Origin of the sequence: Lysinibacillus sp. NPDC093712, assembly GCF_050280025.1 — a bacterium.
In the GTDB taxonomy this organism is placed as follows: Bacteria; Bacillota; Bacilli; order Bacillales_A; family Planococcaceae; genus Lysinibacillus.
In genome coordinates this window covers 876,633-892,355 of record NZ_JBNNUU010000002.1, presented here as the reverse complement: position 1 = coordinate 892,355, position 15,723 = coordinate 876,633, and the positions used below count along the sequence as shown (strand labels likewise).

Here is a 15,723-nt window from a genome sequence, read left to right as displayed (position 1 = left end):
GTAAAAATGCCTGAATTACCAGAGGTAGAAGGTGTCGTACAGGCATTAAAGCCTGAAATTGAAGGTCGCACAATAAAGCAGGTACAGCTTTCAGAAGTTATTCGCTTTTCTTATGATGAAGGAAAGCAATGTATAGTGAAGCAAGCTGAGCCAGATGCATTTGAGATGGCATTATCTCAAATGAAGATTATGAAAATTGAGCGTCGTGCAAAATATATATTTTTTCATTTGATGAAAGAGGAGTCGTCCTATGTTTTGGTCAGTCATTTAGGCATGACAGGTGCATGGTTTATTGTGGACACTCCTGAAGATATCAATGAGGAAAAATTTAAAAAGCATATTCATGCGACTTTTCAAATGGCAGACGGCGGCTATTTAATATACTCAGATATTCGTCGTTTTGGTGAGCTGCGGTTTTTAACGAAAATAGAAGATCATGCACCACTAACAAAAATGGCGCCTGAACCGTTTGATGAGGCAGCAAGCGATTATTTTATAGCTAAATCATTGCTACCGAAATATGAGAAGAAGGCTGTTAAAGAAGTAATTATGGACGGGCAAGTTATCTCGGGCTGTGGCAATATATATGCCACAGAGGCGCTGTTTGCACAAAAAATTCACCCTGCCCGCAAAATGAACCGCATAAGCGAAAAGCGCAAACGTGCACTTTTTGATGCAATTGTTGCCGTTCTGCGTCAAAGCATTGAAGCAGGAGGTTCGACAATTTCGGATTATCGAAATATTAACGGTGAAGCAGGGAGCATGCAAAACCGTTTACAAATGTATGGAAAGAAGATATGCCCGGTATGTGGTACAGAGACGAGTCAAATGACAATTGGTGGACGTACATCTGTATTTTGTCCAAATTGTCAACATTAAAGGGGAATTAAATATGATTATCGGACTAACAGGAAGTATTGCGAGTGGCAAAAGTACAGTCGCAAAAATGATGACAGCACTTGGTTTACCGATTGTCGATGCAGATGTTGTTGCACGTGATGTGGTAAAACTAGGAACGGAAACGTTAGCGCTCATTGTTCAAAATTTTGGCGAGGACATATTGCTTGATGACGGCAATCTAAATCGTCCAAAGCTTGGGGATATTATTTTCCATGAGCCTGCGAAACGAAAAATTTTAAATGATATTATGCATCCTGCTATTCGTCATGAAATGCTACGTCAACGTGATGCATATTTAGAGGCAGGACAAAAACATGTTGTGATGGATATTCCATTACTTTTCGAAAGTAAATTGCAACATTTTGTTGAGCGCATACTTGTCGTTTCAGTTAGCGAAGAGGTGCAGCTTCGACGATTAATGGAGCGCAATCAATTATCAAAAGAAGATGCGCTAGCACGGATCCATTCGCAGTTACCAATGTCTGTGAAAGAAAAAAGTGCACATGCTGTCATTTATAACAATGAAAATTTACAGCAAACAGAAGAGCAGTTAATTAAGATTCTTAGTCATTGGGGCGTACTTTAGTCAAAAAGTGCAGGAAAATAGTACTGTCAAAGGCATCAAGAAGTTTACTCTTGATGTCTCTTGTTATTTTTTTATTCTTTTTAGAATTGAAATGCCATTCAACTACCCAATTAAACATCCTATTTGTCAAATCCCCTTTATAAAAATGTTTTTCATATCAGAATAATCGTTTTTCTAAGTTAGCAAAACACGATTTACGTTGTTTAGTTGATTGGAGCGGCGGGCGGGCGACTCCTGCGGGAACGCACAAAACGTAAGACGCAACAGACCGCGCGTAGCGAGGGTTGCGGCTTACGGTGTGCCCGCGGAAAGCGCCTGCCCAGAGCGGAAATCAACGTTAGTAGCCAAATGCATTCTTTGCGCAGCGATAATTGCTGCGCATTTTTTTGTTTTTATGCGAAATAATAAGGATGAAGTACTGAATTTTTTCATTTCTAAAAGGGTCCTATTTTTCAGAAAATAAGAACTTTTTCATTATGGATATATAATGTTCATCTTTTTTGAAATTGTGTTATACTAATTAGCATAAAGTATCATAAAGTATATAATGAATATGAGTATGCACTCACAGGAGGATTTTATAATGACAGTCTCAGTTGCTATTAACGGTTTCGGACGTATCGGACGTATGGTATTCCGCCAAGCGATCGTACAGGAAAGTTTAAATATTGTTGCAATTAATGCAAGCTACCCAGCCGAAACGTTAGCACATTTGATTAAGTATGACACAAATCACGGAACATTCGAAGGTACGATTGAACCAGCGGGCGATGCTTTAATTGTAAATGGTAAACATGTCCAAATTATTAGCGAACGTGATCCATTAAAATTACCATGGGCTACAATGGGTGTAGATATTGTAATTGAAGCAACTGGTAAATTCAATGATCGTGAGAAAGCAGCTATGCATCTTGAAGCAGGCGCAAAAAAAGTTATCTTAACAGCACCTGGTAAAAACGAGGATGTTACAATTGTTTTAGGTGTAAACGATGAAAAACTTGATGTTGAAAAACATGACGTCATTTCAAATGCTTCTTGTACAACAAACTGTTTAGCACCTGTTGCAAAAGTGTTAAATGATACATTTGGTATCGAAAGCGGTTTAATGACAACAGTTCACGCATATACAAATGACCAAAAAAACTTAGATAATCCACATAAAGATTTACGTCGTGCGCGCGGTTGTGCACAATCTATTATTCCAACTTCAACAGGTGCTGCAAAAGCATTAAAATTAGTGTTACCTGAATTGGAAGGTAAAATTCACGGTATGGCACTTCGTGTTCCAACACCAAATGTATCATTAGTAGACCTTGTTGTAGATTTAAATACTGATGTTACAGTGGATTCTGTCAATGCTGCATTTGTGAAGGCTGCAACTGAGGGGCCAATGAAAGGAATCTTAAACTTCTCGATCGAGCCACTTGTATCTATTGATTACAACACAACAACTTTCTCATCAACAGTTGATGGTCTTTCCACAATGGTAATGGGAAATCGTAAAGTGAAAGTACTTGCTTGGTACGACAACGAGTGGGGCTATTCTGCACGTGTTGTAGACCTAGTGAAAAAAGTTGCAAAAGCATTAGAAACAGTTAGCGCTTAATGAAGTCTTAGCACATTGAAATCTTGATGGTTTCAATGTGCTTTTTTTTTATAAGCATACTATTTTACTCCTAAAGTGTAAAAATCCACTGCACTTTCCGTGGGCACGATGTAAGTCACTATCTGTTGCGGCTTACATTGCGTGCGTTCCGACAGTAGTCTGGAATGCACTTTTATTTGGCAACGAATTAGCGATTGCAAAAGCATTTTTTTGTTGTTTTAGTCTTCTCAAAGACGCTTCTAGTATCTTGTTTGCTGAAAAGAAAATGAGGGAAAATGTACACTGTTCTAGGTCTGAAAGCATCTGCCATACTACGGTTAGATGAATGAGCTTTTCTTACTTGTAGGAAATTTGTTATAATATAAATATCAAATTGTTGTGGAATCAGGAGAGTAAAAATATGAGATGTCCTTCTTGCCAATTTAACGGAACACGTGTAGTGGATTCGAGGCCAGTAGATGATAATAAAGAAATACGTAGACGTCGTGAATGTGAGTCGTGTGGCTTTCGTTTTACAACGTTTGAAAAAATTGAAGAGACACCGTTAGTCGTTGTGAAAAAAGAAGGCTCGCGGGAAGAGTTTAGCCGCGAGAAGGTTTTGCGCGGTCTTATTCGTGCTTGTGAGAAACGTCCTGTCGCTCTAGATGTATTAGAGGCACTTGTAATGTCTATTGAAAAAGACCTTCGACGTATTGGAAATGCTGAAGTACGATCAGAGGATGTTGGAGAAATGGTGATGGACCGCTTAGCAAAAATCGATGAAGTTGCCTATGTTCGTTTTGCTTCGGTTTATCGTCAGTTTAAGGATATCAATGTTTTTATCGAGGAAATAAAAGAAATTATTCAACGTCAAACAGAGCAAAAATCATAGGAAAAACAGAGAGGGTGAATGACGTTGATTCATTTGTATAAAGAATTGCAACCAGCAGATACTTTTGACATTCGTCTACCTCATGCGCTTTCCACGATAGAACGTCAATTAGTAACGTTATTTTATCAACCACTAACTGGTGCTGAACCAATTAGTCTTTATTTAACGTTATGGGCTGAAGCAGAGCAAATGCCAAGACAGCAAATGAATCATTATTATTTAATGAATGTGCTCGGGCTGCCAATAGGTAAAGTGTTCGAAGCGCGTATTGCCCTTGAGGCAATCGGTTTATTGCGAACATGGAAAAAAGAAGAGCAAGAACAGCGATGCTTTGTATATGAGCTAATGCGCCCTCTTGATGCAGATAGCTTTATGAAAGATCCACTATTGTCTATGTTTTTGTTTAGTAAAATTGGAGAACAGGCGTATCGGAAGTTGCGCCAACGTTTTATTCAGCCTGTAAGAGGTGCAGAATTTAAAGATGTATCACGTGCCTTTATGGATGTTTTTAAACCAGTCAACACCAATATACCTACAGACCTGCAAGGTGGGATTGAAAGCAAAGAAAATTCACAAAAGGTTTATCCGTTTTATTTTGAGCAATTTGATTTTGAGTTGTTACAGGCAGGTTTATCTGACCAGTTAGTACCAGCAAATTTATTGACGCTTGAAGTGCGCGAAACAATTGCGAAACTAGCATTCTTATATCATTTAACTGCGTTGGATATGCAAAAAGTTGTTATTTTAGCACTTGATGATGATTTAGGTATTTCATTAGAACGTTTGCGAAAAGCAGCAGCTGATTTTTATAAACTGACAGTTTCTAAAGAGCCACCGAAGCTTGCAAAAGTATTTGCTTCCCCAGTAGAGGAAGATGCTGTTCAAAAAACGAAGGATGAGGAGTTGCAACATTATTTAGAATCAACACCTCCTGTCCAAGTGTTACGAGATATTAATAATGGGAAAGAACCATTGCAAACATCTGTCCAGCTAGCTGAGAGCTTAATCGTCCAACATGGCATGCCAGTAGGCGTAGTGAATGCACTCCTTGAGTATGTCATGCTCTCAACGGATATGAAGTTACCAAAGAAGTATGTAGAAACGATTGCCGACCATTGGGTACGAAAAAATATTAAGACGGCGAAGGAAGCAATGGAACTTGCACGCCAAGAACATGATAAATACACAACGTGGAAAAATAAACCACAGACACCGACTAAAAATAACCAATATGCCAAAGGTCGAGTAGACAATCAGCGTAAGGAAAAGGTGCCTGAGTGGTTTTATAAACGCAATGAGCAACCCGAAGAAAGCGCATCTTCTTCAAGCGCAATGGATTTTGAAAAAGAGCGTCAAAAAATATTAGCAATGCTAGGGAAAAGCGATAAGTAAGGTAGGTGAATGGCAATCGAACCAATTAACAAGCCATTAAAAAGAGCAATTAATGTACCATCTTTTCAAGAGCGATATGAAGCGATGCGTAGAGAAATTTTAGAACACCCTAGAGTGCAAGCTTTTTTAGCAGAGCATGCAGAAGAGCTTAGCTATGATGCCGTCGAACGCAATTTACCAAAGCTTCATGAATTTATTAGTCAATCTACTGTTTGCTGTGGCTGCGATAATACAGCACATTGTACAAACTATTTAAAAGGTTTTATTCCAACATTACGTGTAGTACGCAATACGGTAGAAATTGATTACGTACGCTGTGAACAAAAGGTACGTGAGGATGAACGTCGTGATGTTGCTAATATGATTGCCAGTATGCATATGCCGAAAGATGTGCTTCAGGCGACAATCCAAGATTTAATGATTGATGATGAATCACGTGTCCTTATTGCGCAAAGAGCGGCACAGTTTGTTAAGAAAACTGAGGAAACAGGGAAGCTTCCAACGAAAGGTTTTTATTTATATGGAAAGTTCGGTGTAGGAAAATCCTTTGTGCTTGGTGCACTTGCTAATGAACTAGCTTCAAAGAAGATTCGTTCAGTAGTTGTTTTCGTACCTGAATTTTTACGTGAAATGAAAAATGCTATCGGTGACAATACTTTAAATGACAAAATAGATTATGTGAAAAAGGCGCCAGTGTTAATGCTTGATGATTTAGGAGCGGAAACGATGTCAGCTTGGACGCGCGATGAAATCTTGGGAACCATTTTCCATTATCGAATGGCAGAGCAATTGCCAACATTCATTACTTCCAATTTTAATTATGATGAATTAGAACATCATTTAGCTCAGTCCCAAAAAGGAATTGAGGTTGTGAAAGCTGGACGTATTATGGAACGTATTAAAGCTTTAACAGAACCAATTGAAATGCGCGGCAAAAATCGACGTTTATAATATTGGCAGTTGCATTTTACGACAATCGAGCGTATACTGTCACATATACTATATATCACAATGCAATGATGAGGACATGAATTTTGTGTAACAGCTTTTAGAGAGGGAAGTCATCGGCTGTAAGCTTCCTAGTTTGGGCACATTTTTTACTACCTACTGAGCAGCGAAAGGGAATATCTTTCGCCGGTCCCTAGCCCGTTAGCTAGCCTTGAGCTTCGTCTGACTATTTTGTCGGAAGGAAGAAGGGTGGAACCACGAGCATACGCTTCGTCCCTTTTGTGAGGGACGGGGCTTTTTTGTTTTTCAGGAGTTTTTATTGCTCAAACTTACACAACACATAAAGTCCACTGTTTCATCGTGCATCACAAAAACAACCAAATAAGGAGTGCAAAAAAATGTCAGATATGATTAAATTAACGTTCCCTGATGGCGCTGTGAAGGAATTTGCAAAAGGTACATCTACTGATGATGTAGCATTATCTATTAGCCCAGGACTTCGTAAAAAAGCATATGCAGGTAAAGTAAATGGGGAATTAGTAGATTTAAAAACACCAATTGAAGAAGATGCAACAATTGCTATTATTACGCAAGATGATGAGGAAGCATTAGAAATCCTTCGTCACTCAACTGCCCATCTTACAGCACAAGCGATTAAACGTTTATATCCAGAAGTGAAGCTTGGCATTGGTCCAGTTATTGAAGGTGGCTTCTATTATGATATTGATGCACCAACACCGATCACTGCTGAAGACCTTCCAGCAATCGAAAAAGAAATGAAAAAAATTATCGCTGAAAATCTAGAAGTAGAGCGTAAAAATGTAAGCCGTGCAGAAGCACAAGCAATCTTTGAAGAAATTGGCGATGAATACAAATTAGAATTACTTGAGGCGATTCCAGCTGATGAGCAAGTGTCTATTTACTATCAAGGTGAGTTTTTCGACCTTTGTCGTGGGATTCATGTACCATCAACAGGTAAACTACGTGAGTTTAAATTATTATCATTAGCAGGTGCTTATTGGAGAGGAAACTCTGATAACAAAATGCTTCAACGTATTTACGGTACTGCTTTCTTCAAAAAAGAAGAATTAAAGCATCACTTACAAATGTTAGAAGAAGCAAAAGAACGTGATCATCGTAAAATAGGTAAAGAATTGGAGTTATTCACAACTTCTCAAAAAGTTGGTCAAGGATTACCACTTTGGTTACCAAATGGTGCAACAATCCGTCGTGTTATCGAACGTTATATTGTAGATAAAGAATTATCTCTTGGTTATAAACATGTATACACACCAGTACTTGGTTCAAAAGAGCTTTACCAAACTTCTGGTCACTGGGATCATTACCAAGATTCCATTTTCCCACCAATGGAAATGGACAATGAAACATTAATTATGCGTCCGATGAACTGTCCACACCATATGATGGTTTACAAAAACAGCATGCACTCATATCGTAACTTACCATTACGTATTGCTGAGCTTGGTACAATGCACCGTTATGAAATGTCTGGTGCTGTATCAGGATTACAACGTGTACGTGGGATGACTTTAAACGATGCACATATTTTTGTTCGTCCAGATCAAATTAAAGCAGAGTTCCAAAAAGTTGTACAATTAATTTTAGAAGTATACAAAGACTTTGATTTAAAAGATTACTCATTCCGTCTTTCTTACCGTGACCCTGCGGATACAGAGAAATATTTTGATGATGATACAATGTGGGAAAAAGCGCAAAGCATGCTAAAAGAAGCGATGGATGAGCTTGGCCTAGACTACTTCGAAGCTGAAGGTGAGGCTGCATTCTACGGTCCTAAACTTGACGTACAAGTTAAAACAGCGATTGGTAAAGAAGAGACATTATCAACTGTACAATTAGACTTCTTATTACCAGAACGCTTTGACTTAACATACGTAGGTGAAGACGGCAAACCACACCGTCCAGTTGTAATTCACCGTGGCGTTGTGTCAACAATGGAACGTTTCGTAGCATTCTTAATTGAAGAATACAAAGGAGCATTCCCAACTTGGTTAGCACCAGTTCAAGTAGAGGTAATTCCTGTATCGAACGAAGCACACTTTGATTATGCAAAACAAATCGAAGAACAGTTGACAGCAGCAGGTTTACGTATTGAAATGGATGACCGTGAAGAAAAACTTGGTTATAAAATCCGTGAAGCACAAATGAAAAAGATCCCATACATGCTTGTTATTGGGGATAAGGAAGTTGAGGCAAACGGCGTTAACGTGCGTCGCTACGGCTCAAAAGACTCAGAAACAATTTCTTTCGAGGACTTCCTAGCGAATATTAAAGCTGAGGTTACACGTTTTTAATAGAACAAATGATTAGATAATGTTCTTTCGTTGTGCTATAGTATGTATAAAGTTTCAATGTATTGCACATAATAATTATAAGATTGTAAAAAACATATTTGACAATCTAAATTGTACATGCTAATATAATTAAGGTTAATGAATACAAAGTTTGTGGTTGAAGTAGAGGCTGCCCGCTTCTCACCTGATACAACGCTTAGGCTGTGAACAGGTATTACACGTTGAATTGTTTTGCGTACACTTACGCATGCACATATAGCGGGCGGACATCTTCAAAAATGTCCGTCCTTTTTTTATGGACATGACAAGAGGATGTACCGTTCAACCGGGCAAGGCTTTGCCCAAACCATGTATTCGCGACAACTACTTGGAGGTGGATTACTATTAGCAAAGACATGTATGTAAACGAAGGCATTCGCGCACGTGAACTTCGATTAATCGATCACAATGGTGACCAGCTTGGTGTAAAGACACGTAACGAAGCGCTAGAAATCGCCACTCGTGTAAACTTGGATCTTGTCCTTGTGGCCCCTCAAGCCAAGCCGCCAGTCGCTCGTATCATGGACTATGGTAAATTTAAGTTTGAACAGCAAAAGAAAGACCGCGAAATTCGTAAAAATCAAAAAGTCATCGTGATGAAAGAGGTTCGTTTGAGCCCAACAATCGATGAACATGATTTCCAAACAAAGCTACGTAATGCGATTAAATTCCTTGAAAAAGGTGATAAAGTTAAATGTAGCTTACGTTTCAAAGGTCGTGCGATTACACACAAAGATATTGGTCAGCGTGTATTAGATCGATTTGCTGAAGCTTGTGCTGAAGTATCTACGGTTGAACAAAAACCGAAGATGGAAGGCCGAAGCATGTTCTTAGTTCTTCAACCAAAGAACGAGAAATAGTATTAGACGAAACAGTTTAGGAGGAATTCGACATGCCAAAAATGAAAACTCACCGTGGAGCTGCGAAACGTTTCAAAAAAACGGGTTCAGGTAAATTAAAATATGACCGTGCTTATGGAAGCCACTTATTCGCAAACAAATCTACAAAACAAAAACGTCACCTACGTAAAGGTAAAGTTGTATCATCAGGTGACTTCAAACGCATCAAATCATTACTTGTTTACATGAAATGATTGACTACACAAAATAAACTAATATTCATTTTTTAATGAAAAGCAGGAGGTAATTCATATGCCACGCGTAAAAGGCGGAACAGTGACGCGCAAACGTCGTAAAAAAGTATTGAAATTAGCTAAAGGTTACTATGGTTCTAAACATACATTATATAAAGTTGCTAACCAAGCAGTAATGAAATCAGGTCAATATGCATACCGTGACCGTCGTCAGAAAAAACGTGATTTCCGTAAATTATGGATCACTCGTATCAACGCAGCTGCTCGTATGAACGGTCTTTCATACAGCCGTTTAATGCACGGTTTAAAAGTTGCTGGTATCGAAGTTAACCGTAAAATGTTAGCTGACTTAGCTGTAACAGATGCTGCAGCATTCACACAATTAGCAGAAGCTGCTAAAAAAGCAGTAGCGAAATAAAAAAGAGCGACTATGTCGCTCTTTTTTATTTCTGCCCCGAAAGCGAAGCGGCAGGGGCAAAACAAGGTATCTGCCCCGAAAGCGAAGCGGCAGGGGCAAAACAAGGTATCTGCCCCGAAAGCGAAGCGGCAGGGGCAAAACAAGGTATCTGCCTCGAAAGCGAAGCGACAGGGGCAAAATAAGGTATCTGCCTCGAAAGCGAAGCGACAGGGGTAATTAAATTAGTGTATAGTTAAGACTGATGGGGGGTATTTCATCAGTCTTTTTACATAGGAGGTTGTTTTAATGGCTCAAGCATTACTTGCCTATATGGCAATTGTTTCAGTCGTATTGCTCGTCATGATGGGCATGGATAAATCACGCGCAAAAAAGCATGAATGGCGCATTGCGGAGCGTACGTTATTTACACTAGCTATTGCAGGTGGGGCAGTTGGTGGCGTGTTAGGCATGTATTTATTTCGTCATAAAACACGTCATAACAGCTTTGCATTTGGCTTCCCAATGATTGCGGCCATTCAAATTTTTATTATTGTGCAATTATGGGGCAGCTCTTTATAGAGAGGCTTTCCACAGGAGATTGCTGATATTTTGCTGAAATTAACGATAGCACACTGGAAATCGCCGATACCCCTACTAATATCGCCGGTAGAACAGGTGATATCGCCGGTAAACTCTTTGGAATCGCCGGTAGTAACAGAAAAATCGCCGATAGTTCTCAGGAAGCGTGCGTTCTCGTAAAAATCATAAATTGTGTGAGTGACTGGCACTTCCCGCGGGCACTTTTTGCGTTAAAAAACACATCCTCATGTGGAGGATGTGTTACGCATAAGTTGTTCAATGGGTTGCTTCCAGTTAATTTTAGCGTTAGGGTAGTTAAATAGGATTTCTTGCTGAAGATATTCGAAGTCACTCCTAGTAAACCCTTGTAAAGTTGCGGCATCGCGAGCACCAACAAAAATGGTAACGACCTCAAAGGCATCTTCTGTTGTGCCTAAGTATTTTTCACCTTCAAAAAGCGCACCCTTAAAAGAAATAAAGAAATTCTTTCGAACATTTTTTACGTCATCATAAAAGTAATATTGGCCTTTTTCATAGGCTTCATCGAGTTTTCGTTTAGGATCGGTTATATATCGAATCGCTTTATAGAATACATAGATAATAAGCGCTATCACAGCAAGTCGAATAAGTAACGGTAACATTTTAAAAATTCCCCCTTGAAGAAAGGTTATTCCTACCTATACGATTAGGGGAGACATTTAGTTTCACTTTTTAAAAATATTTTTTAGAAATTTAGGAGAAAAAAATGAATTTACAACAATTATTTTCGATGCAAAAAGAACTAGATCATTTTATTGAAACGACACAAAAAATTGAACGTGATGTTTTTAAAGAAAAAGGCCTCGCATTAATGGTAGAACTAGCGGAACTTGCTAATGAAACACGTTGCTTTAAGTTTTGGAGTACGAAAGGGCCGTCTGAGCGTGATGTGATTTTAGAGGAGTATGTGGATTCTATTCATTTTATTTTATCGCTAGGACTATTAAAAGGGTATACGTCTATTGAAAAATGGCCTGTTATTGAGGAGAAGCGAGATTTAACAGAAACATTTTTAATGACACAGGACTATATATTAACGTTTGTTAACCATCCAACAGAGGATAGATATTTAGCGATTTGGCAATGCTATGGTTTACTTGCATATAACCTTGGTTTCACATTTGAGGATGTCGTGTCAGCATACATTGAAAAAAATGAAGAAAATTATAATCGTCAACGTAGTGGCTATTAATTTACTAGACTAAAGAGTAAAAAAAACACCAATTTTCAGACAAATTCGCTAGGAATATTTCGGTAAACGAAGTATAATAGATGAGATACAAAATGTAGGAGGCAAAAGGATGACACAACTAGATTCAACTTTGCAAATGTTTAAAGATTTAACAGACGCGAATGGGATTGCAGGTAACGAGCGTGCACCACGCGAGGTAATGAAAAAATATATCGCACCATACGCAGATACTGTAGAAACAGATCATTTAGGTAGTGTAATTGCTAAAAAAGTGGGCGATGAAAACGGCCCAAAAATTATGGTTGCTGGCCATTTAGACGAAGTAGGCTTTATGGTGACACAAATCGATGAAAAAGGATTCATCAAATTCCAAACAGTTGGTGGCTGGTGGAGCCAAGTAATGCTTGCACAACGTGTAACAATTACAACACGTAAAGGTGAAGAAATTATTGGGGTAATCGGTTCAAAACCACCTCATATTTTACCAGCTGATGTGCGTAACAAAGTGGTAGATATTAAAGACATGTTTATCGATGTTGGTGCAGCTTCAAAAGAAGAAGTACTTGAGTGGGGAGTATGCCCTGGTGACATGGTAACACCTTATTTCGAATTCAATGTAATGAAAAATGACAAATATTTATTAGCTAAAGCATGGGATAATCGTATTGGCTGTGCGATTGCAATTGATGTCATGAAGGCATTGAAAGATGAAAAACATCCAAATATCCTATATTCTGTAGGGAACGTACAAGAAGAAGTAGGTCTTCGTGGTGCGAAAACAGCAACACATAAAATTCAACCAGATATCGGTTTTGCAGTTGATGTAGGTGTGGCAGGAGATACACCAGGCGTAACACCGAAAGAGTCAAACAGCAAAATGGGTGCAGGTCCACAAATCGTTGTTTACGATGCTTCAATGGTATCTCACCGTGGTTTACGTGAATTTGTTTTAGATGTGGCTGACGAAAACAATATTCCATATCAATTTGAAGCAATGGCTGGTGGCGGTACAGACGCTGGTTCAATCCATGTAACAGCAAATGGTGTGCCTGCATTATCAATCGGTATTGCAACACGCTATATCCACTCACACGCAGGTATTTTACACCGTGATGACTACGATAATGCTGTGAAGCTAATGGTTGAAGTCATTAAAAAATTAGACCGCGATGCAGTGAACAAAATTACTTTTGATTAATTGTAACCGTAAATAAAAATAATGTATTTTTGCCTTCTAACTAAATGTTAGGAGGCTTTTTTGTATTGGTAAGAAGGGGAAATCATATGCTCAAGACTAGCCCTAAATGCATAAATATTCAAATAGACGCATTATTGACACAAAGAACATATTAATTCTAACTTTTGAAAATAAACATAAAAATTCAGTTGATTTTATATTTATGCATGTGTATACTAAACTCAACAGTTACAAAAGCAAGGAGAGAAGGCTATGAAATTACTAGAAGAAGTACAGTTAAAGTTAGTGTCAAGCTTAAAAGGAAAAGACTTACTAACTTTGCTAGACTATACAAGTGAAGAGGTTCAGCAGTTAGTTGCACTTTCGACGCAACTTAAACTTATTACAAAAGAAGGTAAATGTCCGAAGTTGCTTGAAGGAAAAACACTCGGCATGATTTTTGAAAAACATTCAACTCGTACTCGTATTTCGTTTGAAGTGGGAATGGAACAATTGGGTGGTAAAGGTATGTTTATGCATGCGCGTGATTTACAAATTGGTCGCGGTGAATCAATATATGATACTGCACATGTGTTATCAGGTTATTTAGATGGCATTATGATTCGTGCAAACTCTCATGCGATGGTTCAAGAGCTTGCAGAGCATGCAACGATTCCTGTAATTAATGGCTTAACGGATATATATCATCCTTGCCAAGCATTAGCCGATTTAGAAACAATCGCTGAATTTAAAGGTGAATTACAAGGTCTTAAAATTGCATATGTTGGTGATGGCAATAACGTTGCGCACTCTTTAGTAGTCGCTTCTGCACACGTCGGTATGAACGTCGCAGTAGCAACGCCTGTTGGCTATGAATGTGATGCAGAGGTTATCGCAAAAGCACAAGCTATCGCAATGGCAAATGGCAGTACGATTACAATTACAAATGATCCTGTGGCAGCAGTTCAAAATGCAGATGTAGTGTATGCAGATGTTTGGACATCGATGGGCCAAGAAGAGGAAGCGGCGAAGCGTTTACATGATTTTGCTGGTTATCAAATCAATGATGAGCTAGTGGCACATGCAAAGCCGAATTATATGTTCCTCCATTGCTTACCAGCACATCGTGAAGAGGAAGTGGCAACATCTGTTATAGATGGCCCGAATTCTTATATTTTTGAGCAAGCAGAAAATAGACTCCATGCTCAAAAAGCAGTTTTAGCTTCAATTATGGCTTAAAAAAAGGATATGATAGTTGACTCTCTAATTGAGAGTTCCTATATACAAAGTTCACATTCGCAACAGAGGGTGTTAATGTGAGCAACATACCAGTGGCATACAGACAGAGGGATGTATGCTGCACGCGATGTACGTTGTCAAGATGGATGACTTCATCGCTACATAGTGAAAGTAACCTGGGAGACGCTGGGTTACTTTTTTTATTTTAATAGCACATATACATAGTTTTCCTATATGTTATAGAGAAATGAAAAATAAATCTATATAATAGGGACAATACGAAATTTTAGGAGGGCTTTTATTGAATATAGATCATATCGAGGCATTTTTATATGTAGTTCATTATAAAAGTATTCATAAGGCTGCTAATGCTTTGTTTTTATCACAACCCACTGTAACAGCTCGCATCAAATCATTGGAGCGTGAGTTAAATGTTGAATTATTTTATCGTGATGCGCGAAGTGTTATATTATCGGAAAAAGGAAAGGACTTTTTACCATTTGCGACACAGATTGTGCAAACGTTCCAGCATGGCAAAAAACAATTGCAGGAAACACATGCTTCAAATGAAGTTTGCATCGGAACAAACGGTGTGACGGCTCAATATTTTTTAGCCTATGCACTACCTAAATGGAAAGAACGTTTTCCGAATATGCGTTTTCATATCATTACAGGTTCTACTGCGATTATTTTAGAAAAATTACAAAGTCACCAAATTGATTTTGCTTTTATTCAATATGTGCATAAAGATGGAGTATGCAATGAGTTGTTATTAAATAATGCGGTGAAGCTCGTTATGCATCGTGATCATTCATTTATACAAGAGACCAATATAACAGCAAAAGAATTAGCAAAGCAAAAAATGGTGTTTTTTGAATGCGGTGCGTTTGATTGGAATTATGTGCATAAAATGTTTGAGGTAGAAGGCGTGTCAGCAAATATTGAAGTTCGTACAGACCATTTAGAAGTAGCAAAGTCATTTATTCGAACGAAAGAATATGTGAGCTTTTTACCACATCTAAGTGTGAAAACGGAGCTTGAAAGTGGCGAGTTTGTTGAAATAGATGTGAAGCATTTACTCGATATTAATCAGCATATTTTCTTAACGTATTTAAAGAAGGACACGCTAGAATCAGCTTTTTGGGACAACATTTTAAGTACAGCCAATCAATTTGAAAGTATCCAAAAGCTGCATTGATAAAAAATTTTATAGAACATAAAATTTTTTTCTATTACAAGAACTATTGCATTCATGTTCATTGAACGGTAATATCTTCCTCAATCCTATTTTATTTATGAATGTCCATCTGACAGCATAAGTGAAATATTATT

General features: G+C 38.2%; 16 protein-coding genes. 15 read left to right on the top strand and 1 reads right to left on the bottom strand.

Annotated elements, in window-relative coordinates; genetic code table 11:
* Positions 1–6 precede the first annotated feature (6 nt).
* From mutM to ACQKNX_RS11910, 11 genes are all read left to right on the top strand, one after another.
* Positions 7–879: a bifunctional DNA-formamidopyrimidine glycosylase/DNA-(apurinic or apyrimidinic site) lyase gene (gene mutM, locus ACQKNX_RS11960; protein WP_427429053.1), complete on the top strand. Its 873-nt coding sequence runs from the start codon at positions 7–9 to the stop codon at positions 877–879.
* Positions 880–892: 13 nt separating this feature from the next.
* Positions 893–1,486, top strand: a complete 594-nt coding sequence (coaE, locus tag ACQKNX_RS11955) for a dephospho-CoA kinase (RefSeq protein ID WP_427429052.1) — start codon at positions 893–895, stop codon at positions 1,484–1,486.
* A gap of 583 nt (positions 1,487–2,069) precedes the next feature.
* Positions 2,070–3,092: a glyceraldehyde-3-phosphate dehydrogenase gene (locus ACQKNX_RS11950; protein ID WP_427429051.1), complete on the top strand. Its 1,023-nt coding sequence runs from the start codon at positions 2,070–2,072 to the stop codon at positions 3,090–3,092.
* Positions 3,093–3,492: 400 nt separating this feature from the next.
* Positions 3,493–3,963 carry a transcriptional regulator NrdR gene (gene nrdR / locus ACQKNX_RS11945; protein ID WP_172772392.1) on the top strand — a complete coding sequence of 157 codons (471 nt, stop codon included), beginning with the start codon at positions 3,493–3,495 and terminating at the stop codon, positions 3,961–3,963.
* Positions 3,964–3,981: 18 nt separating this feature from the next.
* Complete coding sequence (locus ACQKNX_RS11940; RefSeq protein WP_427429050.1) at positions 3,982–5,355, top strand: replication initiation and membrane attachment family protein; 1,374 nt, start codon at positions 3,982–3,984, stop codon at positions 5,353–5,355.
* A gap of 15 nt (positions 5,356–5,370) precedes the next feature.
* A complete protein-coding gene (gene dnaI / locus ACQKNX_RS11935; protein ID WP_340826441.1) occupies positions 5,371–6,306 on the top strand; it encodes a primosomal protein DnaI in 936 nt (311 codons plus the stop codon).
* Positions 6,307–6,701: 395 nt separating this feature from the next.
* Positions 6,702–8,636 (top strand): threonine--tRNA ligase, encoded by a 1,935-nt coding sequence (gene thrS / locus ACQKNX_RS11930; RefSeq protein ID WP_427429049.1) that lies wholly within the window; start codon positions 6,702–6,704, stop codon positions 8,634–8,636.
* A gap of 395 nt (positions 8,637–9,031) precedes the next feature.
* Complete coding sequence (infC, locus tag ACQKNX_RS11925) at positions 9,032–9,535, top strand: translation initiation factor IF-3 (protein ID WP_024363824.1); 504 nt, start codon at positions 9,032–9,034, stop codon at positions 9,533–9,535.
* Between the two features lie 32 nt (positions 9,536–9,567).
* A complete protein-coding gene (rpmI, locus tag ACQKNX_RS11920) occupies positions 9,568–9,768 on the top strand; it encodes a 50S ribosomal protein L35 (protein ID WP_024363825.1) in 201 nt (66 codons plus the stop codon).
* 58 nt (positions 9,769–9,826) lie between these two features.
* Positions 9,827–10,186 (top strand): 50S ribosomal protein L20, encoded by a 360-nt coding sequence (gene rplT, locus ACQKNX_RS11915; protein WP_024363826.1) that lies wholly within the window; start codon positions 9,827–9,829, stop codon positions 10,184–10,186.
* Positions 10,187–10,471: 285 nt separating this feature from the next.
* Positions 10,472–10,744, top strand: coding sequence for a DUF1294 domain-containing protein (locus ACQKNX_RS11910; RefSeq protein ID WP_427429048.1), 273 nt, complete (start codon positions 10,472–10,474; stop codon positions 10,742–10,744).
* 245 nt (positions 10,745–10,989) lie between these two features.
* Here ACQKNX_RS11910 and ACQKNX_RS11905 read toward each other — a convergent pair whose 3' ends face one another.
* Positions 10,990–11,385, bottom strand: a complete 396-nt coding sequence (locus tag ACQKNX_RS11905; RefSeq protein ID WP_172772388.1) for a sigma-w pathway protein ysdB — start codon at positions 11,383–11,385, stop codon at positions 10,990–10,992.
* Positions 11,386–11,489: 104 nt separating this feature from the next.
* Here ACQKNX_RS11905 and ACQKNX_RS11900 point away from each other — a divergent pair, with 104 nt between their 5' ends.
* The 4 genes from ACQKNX_RS11900 (at position 11,490) to ACQKNX_RS11885 (ending at position 15,589) form a co-directional block, all read left to right on the top strand.
* The gene (locus ACQKNX_RS11900) at positions 11,490–11,975 is read left to right on the top strand and encodes a dUTP diphosphatase (RefSeq protein ID WP_427429047.1); all 486 of its coding nucleotides are present in this window, start codon (positions 11,490–11,492) and stop codon (positions 11,973–11,975) included.
* A 109-nt stretch (positions 11,976–12,084) separates the two neighbouring features.
* A complete protein-coding gene (locus ACQKNX_RS11895; protein WP_340823105.1) occupies positions 12,085–13,173 on the top strand; it encodes a M42 family metallopeptidase in 1,089 nt (362 codons plus the stop codon).
* A 252-nt stretch (positions 13,174–13,425) separates the two neighbouring features.
* Complete coding sequence (argF, locus tag ACQKNX_RS11890) at positions 13,426–14,391, top strand: ornithine carbamoyltransferase (protein WP_427429046.1); 966 nt, start codon at positions 13,426–13,428, stop codon at positions 14,389–14,391.
* Between the two features lie 301 nt (positions 14,392–14,692).
* Positions 14,693–15,589 (top strand): LysR family transcriptional regulator, encoded by an 897-nt coding sequence (locus ACQKNX_RS11885; protein WP_427429045.1) that lies wholly within the window; start codon positions 14,693–14,695, stop codon positions 15,587–15,589.
* The last annotated feature ends 134 nt before the right edge of the window (positions 15,590–15,723 follow it).

What these genes read in the sequence shown, in the direction of transcription:
- mutM (WP_427429053.1), top strand. Translation starts at nt 7, where the DNA reads ATGCCTGAATTACCAGAGGTAGAAGGTGTCGTACAGGCATTAAAGCCT.
- coaE (WP_427429052.1), top strand. Translation starts at nt 893, where the DNA reads ATGATTATCGGACTAACAGGAAGTATTGCGAGTGGCAAAAGTACAGTC.
- ACQKNX_RS11950 (WP_427429051.1), top strand. Translation starts at nt 2,070, where the DNA reads ATGACAGTCTCAGTTGCTATTAACGGTTTCGGACGTATCGGACGTATG.
- nrdR (WP_172772392.1), top strand. Translation starts at nt 3,493, where the DNA reads ATGAGATGTCCTTCTTGCCAATTTAACGGAACACGTGTAGTGGATTCG.
- ACQKNX_RS11940 (WP_427429050.1), top strand. Translation starts at nt 3,982, where the DNA reads ATGACGTTGATTCATTTGTATAAAGAATTGCAACCAGCAGATACTTTT.
- thrS (WP_427429049.1), top strand. Translation starts at nt 6,702, where the DNA reads ATGTCAGATATGATTAAATTAACGTTCCCTGATGGCGCTGTGAAGGAA.
- infC (WP_024363824.1), top strand. Translation starts at nt 9,032, where the DNA reads ATGTATGTAAACGAAGGCATTCGCGCACGTGAACTTCGATTAATCGAT.
- rpmI (WP_024363825.1), top strand. Translation starts at nt 9,568, where the DNA reads ATGCCAAAAATGAAAACTCACCGTGGAGCTGCGAAACGTTTCAAAAAA.
- rplT (WP_024363826.1), top strand. Translation starts at nt 9,827, where the DNA reads ATGCCACGCGTAAAAGGCGGAACAGTGACGCGCAAACGTCGTAAAAAA.
- ACQKNX_RS11910 (WP_427429048.1), top strand. Translation starts at nt 10,472, where the DNA reads ATGGCTCAAGCATTACTTGCCTATATGGCAATTGTTTCAGTCGTATTG.
- ACQKNX_RS11905 (WP_172772388.1), bottom strand. Translation starts at nt 11,385, where the DNA reads ATGTTACCGTTACTTATTCGACTTGCTGTGATAGCGCTTATTATCTAT.
- ACQKNX_RS11900 (WP_427429047.1), top strand. Translation starts at nt 11,490, where the DNA reads ATGAATTTACAACAATTATTTTCGATGCAAAAAGAACTAGATCATTTT.
- ACQKNX_RS11895 (WP_340823105.1), top strand. Translation starts at nt 12,085, where the DNA reads ATGACACAACTAGATTCAACTTTGCAAATGTTTAAAGATTTAACAGAC.
- argF (WP_427429046.1), top strand. Translation starts at nt 13,426, where the DNA reads ATGAAATTACTAGAAGAAGTACAGTTAAAGTTAGTGTCAAGCTTAAAA.